Here is a 4,483-nt window from a genome sequence, read left to right as displayed (position 1 = left end):
CCCGCCGCCGCCGGAGCCTGCGCACCGGCCGCGGGTGCGGGCGGCGTGTACCCGGCAATCCGCGCATCGTCGCGGCCAATTTCGGAGGCGCGCGGGAAACGCCCCAGGTTCGCCGCCGCCGCCTGCTGCGCCGAAGTGAGGCGCGGCATGTAGCGCAAGTACGGCGCGACCTGCCCCGACAGCGCCTTGGGCAGGATCGTCTCGACCAACGTGATCGCCTGCTTGGTGTCGCCCGCGATCGCCAGCGTGAAGGCCCGCGTGCGCCAGGCTGGCTTGTCCTGCTTGCGCAGCAGCGGCATCAGGGTCTGCTCCGAAGCGGCAAGGTCTCCCGCGATCGCCTGGCTGATTGCCAGCCGGTTGCGCACGCCGTCATCCTCGCCCCTGGCCAGAACCGCGCGGTAGAACACCTGCGCGCCCGCGTTGTCGCCCACCATGTCGTGCGCCAGACCACGGTCGCTGGCCATCGCCAGAGGGTCCGCCCCGGCCTTTTGCGCCGCGTCGAACTGCGCGATCGCGCTGACCGGGTCGCCCGCCATGAGCGCGGTGCGCGCCAGCCCGGTCGACACCCGCCCGTCCTGCGGCGCGACTTTCGCGGCGCGATCGAAGAACCGGCGCGCGGCCTCGAAGTCGCCCAGCTCGCGCGCGGCATCGCCCGCATCGAGCAGGGCCTCCAGATCGCCCTGATCACGCCCCAGCCGCGCCAGCGCGTCGGACAGCTTGGCGGTGTTCGGATTAGGCAAGGCCTGCACCACCTCGCTCGCCGCGACCGGCACCGCCACGCCCGCTCCCAGCACCGCCAGAACCGGGGCCAGAACCGGGGCCAGCGCTGCGACCAGCCCCCTCACCTGTCCGCCGCGCGAACGCCCCCGCGCCGAAAAACGTCGAACTGGGCTGGAATGCGTGCGCCGCGTCATAAGATGCCTTGTTGCCGTAAATGCCGTGGTAACCGGTGTGAGCGCCGAAATGGGACATTCGCCCGCCAATGGCAATGGACCATTCGCGCCTGCCCCCAACCGCGCGCGCGCCCCGGCGCAGCTCAGCCGCCGCTGGTCGAAAACGGGCGTGATCGGCGGCCGGGGGTTCAGAAAATTGACCTACCTTGCCCCGGCCCACCGCGCGGGGAAGCGCCCATTTCAGCCTTTCAGCATCGATTTTGCCATCGCGGATTGCTGACGGTCGTATCGAGTGCCAAAACCCCGTTATGAAGAATATCCAGATCATTGACGGGGCAGTAAATGCTACATTCAGCGTGTTCCAAGCGACAGATGAGGAATTCGATGCCATCTTTCCGCAGGGACGCGACATTGAGTTGGTCGAAGACTTGCTTGATCGCCTTGGCGACGAGGCCGCAGGTTTGGTGCTGGCACCCATGTGGAGCCGCCCGATCTTGAAGCGCGACGTAGTCGGCATTCACGGCACACTGTTCTACGACAATGTAGATCGGCGAACCCATATCCCCCAGTCAAAGCGGGAAGTGGATTGGGACAGTGGAGCGATCAATCAAGCTCAGCGCGACCTGTTCGCTAGGCATCGCTAATTCGCGCCCTAGCCGGCCGTTCGAGGGCCGAGCTGGCGCGCCAGGAAGCCGTCAGTCCGTTACGCTTGTCGACTCGATCCGCCAGCTTCTGGTTGGGCCTGAAGCGCATGGAACGATCAGGATAGGCCTAGGAGTCTACGCCAAAAATTTGGCTTTACCGCAGGGGCGACTTGGCCGGGCAGCCATATCTCTGCATCAGTGCCACTCGCGTCAAAAAAGCCAACCCCGGCTGCTTCTGCGGCAGCCCTTACGGCCTTGTAGGCCGCCTCAGCCTGCGACCACGCAAATGCGACGTAAATAACGGACTGGCCGACCGAATAGTCGGAGACTTTTGGATCATCGAGGTCTTCTGGCGTGTCGGGGCCATTCATTGGCGGGAAGTCCGCTGCCATTGCCTCATACCACTGTCGCAACTTTGGCGTGGTAACAGCCAGATCATCATAGCCATGGTCCTCCGTCCATTCGGTTTGCTGTTCATACCATGTGAGGAATTCCGCTTTTGAAGCGGGCGCAGCCGCAGGTTCGAAAACCATTAGATCATAGCTCATCAGATCGCCCCCCTATGCATGGCTGCTACCCTATTCCTGTATTTGGATACCTGCAAAGGGGGGCGGTCCGCCTGTATCGCGCTCAGCCCGCCACGCGCCCTTGTCGGCCGTTCAATGGCCGAAGGCACGCTCCCGAAACCCGCCATGCCGGAAAGCACCTTCTGCCCGATATTCAGCTTTCTCGATGAAGCTGATCCAGGGAAGGAGCATGCAAACGGATGGCACTCAATGTATAGCCAAATTGGGCAGGGGTACTCAGGCTCAGAGGTAAGTCGTGACGGTCACGCTGAAGTTGCAAAGAGTAGCGAAAGCCGATCCAGAACGCGGATGGGTGCCGGCTGAGTTCTACGACATGGTGGCTGACGGCAACGTGGTTGGTACTATCCAGCTCCGCCTCGGCAACACAGCCTACTTGCGTCTGTACGGCGGGCACGTCGGCTATCGGGTCGAGCCGGAATATCGGGGCTGTGGCTACGCGAGTGAGGCGCTGACTGAATTGCGCTCGATTGCTCGAAGCCATGGGTTCGAGGAAATCTGGATAACTTGTACGCCAGAGAATATTGCTTCCTACCGCACGCTGGAGAAAGCTGGAGCCACCTACGAAGGGACGATCGCTGTCCCGAATGACAGTGACCTGTATGCGCGCGGCGACCTGCACATGCGGCGATATCGACTGATCGTATGATGTTCAGCGGCTTCGCGCCCTTGTCGGTAGTTCAAGGGCCGATCTGGCGCGCCAGGAAGCCGCCTGTCCGGTTAGACTTGTCGATCTGAGCGGGCAGCAGGCGGGATCGGGTGGATTCGAGAACGGCGGCTTTCGGAGGCCGGATGGTCCTTAACTGACTTTGCGAGGACCATCCCGATAGGTCCATATGCGTAGCAAAGCAAAAACCAAAGCGATGAAGAACAAACCCAATATAAGATACCCAATCCACGAAGGCACATTTGATTGAGTGTTTAAAAGCCAGACTAAAAAGTTCGCTGACGAGAAAAGCGACAAGGAGGGTAGCGAAATTCCTCTAAACCATGAAATCCAACCGGTAAGCTCGCCAATGTAGATCGCGATGAGAGGGAGTAGAGCAAGGCAGAGCCACGGGCTTGTAAGGTCATGGATACCTAGTTTATATAGTATTAATACCCCTCCCCCATAGACGAACGACAGCACCCCAAACTTCAGTCTGTTCATTGAACTAGAATGCACCGCCGCCTCTTTGAGTCACATACTGTATTGCTAGAATGACGGTTGTTGGAAGGTCCTGCAATCTGGAAAAATGTCGGCAACGGGCGGGCGCAGAAGGGCCTCCATGCGCCGGTGGCGGGAGTGGCCGCCAGGCGCCCTTGTCGGTCGTTGGAAGGCCGATTTGGCGCGCTTGGCAGCGGACCGACCGCTTTCCCTGGCCGAGCAGGTTCACAAGCGGCCCAAAGGGGTGGGAAGTTGCCGCTGAGGCGTTTAGGTGGCGACGCCATAGAGCACGTCCACAAGGCCAACAATCCGCTCTCTCCGGATGCATTTTGGTACGAGAATCTCGCGCGGCATCAGCGGATGCGACAACTTGCAATTGGTCGAATGGTGATCAACCGCTTGACCTCATACTGCGATTGATGTGCGTTCAGATGACCATACCCGAACGTCGGGAAAAAAGAATAAACCTTACGACCAACAAATCTTACTGAAAAGGTCGGATTAAGCCGACCGTTCCCCCAAGTCATTACAAGTTTTGAAGCCTCTGGATCAATTCCTTCAAGGTCTTGAAACCAGGAGGCCCAGTAATCTACACTACACTTCTTCGGTGGGAACTTTCCTTCATAAAAATAGGAAGCTTCGTGGCCCAAAACCCACGTCCCCTCGATTTCTCTTGTTCGCTCAACATAGCGAAGCTCGGCCACTCCCACTCCCAATAGAACGACGATTGCGAGCAGGCATCCCAGACGCTTGAAATCAGTCATTGCATCGCCTCCGGGCATCGTTTCCACCGAAGTCGTGACCGAGATAGGCTAATTCCGGATGAACAGCTCGATCTTTAGCAGGTGTTGGCGTGTGCCGAAATTCCGCTACNGTTTCCACCGAAGTCGTGACCGAGATAGGCTAATTCCGGATGAACAGCTCGATCTTTAGCAGGTGTTGGCGTGTGCCGAAATTCCGCTACGCGCCCTTGTCGGTCGCTCAGCGCCTGATCCGGCGCGCCCTAAACCTGTCGGACCGGTTTCCTTCGCCGAGCAGGTTCGTCAGCAGTCGTGGTGGGGCGCAAGTCGACGTATGCACGCGCATGCCGCAACGGCGTGAGTTGATTTGGTGCCGACATTCGCCACCATTGGAGGTCCTTCCAAAAAGCCACAATATCGGCCATTTAGTTGCAATGCCGATAGCCCAGTTCGAGAACTCTGATGAAACGCCACT

General features: G+C 59.6%; 6 protein-coding genes. 3 read left to right on the top strand and 3 right to left on the bottom strand.

Annotated elements, in window-relative coordinates; translation table 11 throughout:
- Window positions 1–845, bottom strand: an 845-nt coding sequence (locus MTR62_RS20145; RefSeq protein WP_244024307.1) for a tetratricopeptide repeat protein, incomplete at its 3' end; no start/stop codon positions are given.
- A 356-nt stretch (window positions 846–1,201) separates the two neighbouring features.
- Here MTR62_RS20145 and MTR62_RS20140 point away from each other — a divergent pair.
- The gene (locus tag MTR62_RS20140; protein ID WP_244024305.1) at window positions 1,202–1,537 is read left to right on the top strand and encodes a hypothetical protein; all 336 of its coding nucleotides are present in this window, start codon (window positions 1,202–1,204) and stop codon (window positions 1,535–1,537) included.
- Window positions 1,538–1,653: 116 nt separating this feature from the next.
- Here the strand turns inward: MTR62_RS20140 and MTR62_RS20135 are convergent, their stop codons facing one another.
- The gene (locus MTR62_RS20135; protein ID WP_244024303.1) at window positions 1,654–2,085 is read right to left on the bottom strand and encodes a hypothetical protein; all 432 of its coding nucleotides are present in this window, start codon (window positions 2,083–2,085) and stop codon (window positions 1,654–1,656) included.
- 274 nt (window positions 2,086–2,359) lie between these two features.
- Here MTR62_RS20135 and MTR62_RS20130 point away from each other — a divergent pair, with 274 nt between their 5' ends.
- Entirely contained in the window at window positions 2,360–2,770 is a 411-nt protein-coding gene (locus MTR62_RS20130) for a GNAT family N-acetyltransferase (RefSeq protein ID WP_244024301.1), read from the top strand.
- Window positions 2,771–3,621: 851 nt separating this feature from the next.
- Here the strand turns inward: MTR62_RS20130 and MTR62_RS20125 are convergent.
- Complete coding sequence (locus tag MTR62_RS20125; RefSeq protein WP_244024299.1) at window positions 3,622–4,032, bottom strand: hypothetical protein; 411 nt, start codon at window positions 4,030–4,032, stop codon at window positions 3,622–3,624.
- Window positions 4,033–4,181: 149 nt separating this feature from the next.
- Between MTR62_RS20125 and MTR62_RS20120 the strand changes: the two genes are divergently transcribed.
- Window positions 4,182–4,483 (top strand): hypothetical protein (locus MTR62_RS20120; RefSeq protein ID WP_244024297.1); only part of this gene is annotated, 302 nt, incomplete at its 3' end.

This window comes from Novosphingobium organovorum (genome assembly GCF_022832435.1).
Classification (GTDB): Bacteria; Pseudomonadota; Alphaproteobacteria; order Sphingomonadales; family Sphingomonadaceae; genus Novosphingobium; species Novosphingobium organovorum.
This window is presented reverse-complemented; position numbering and strand designations above follow the sequence as displayed.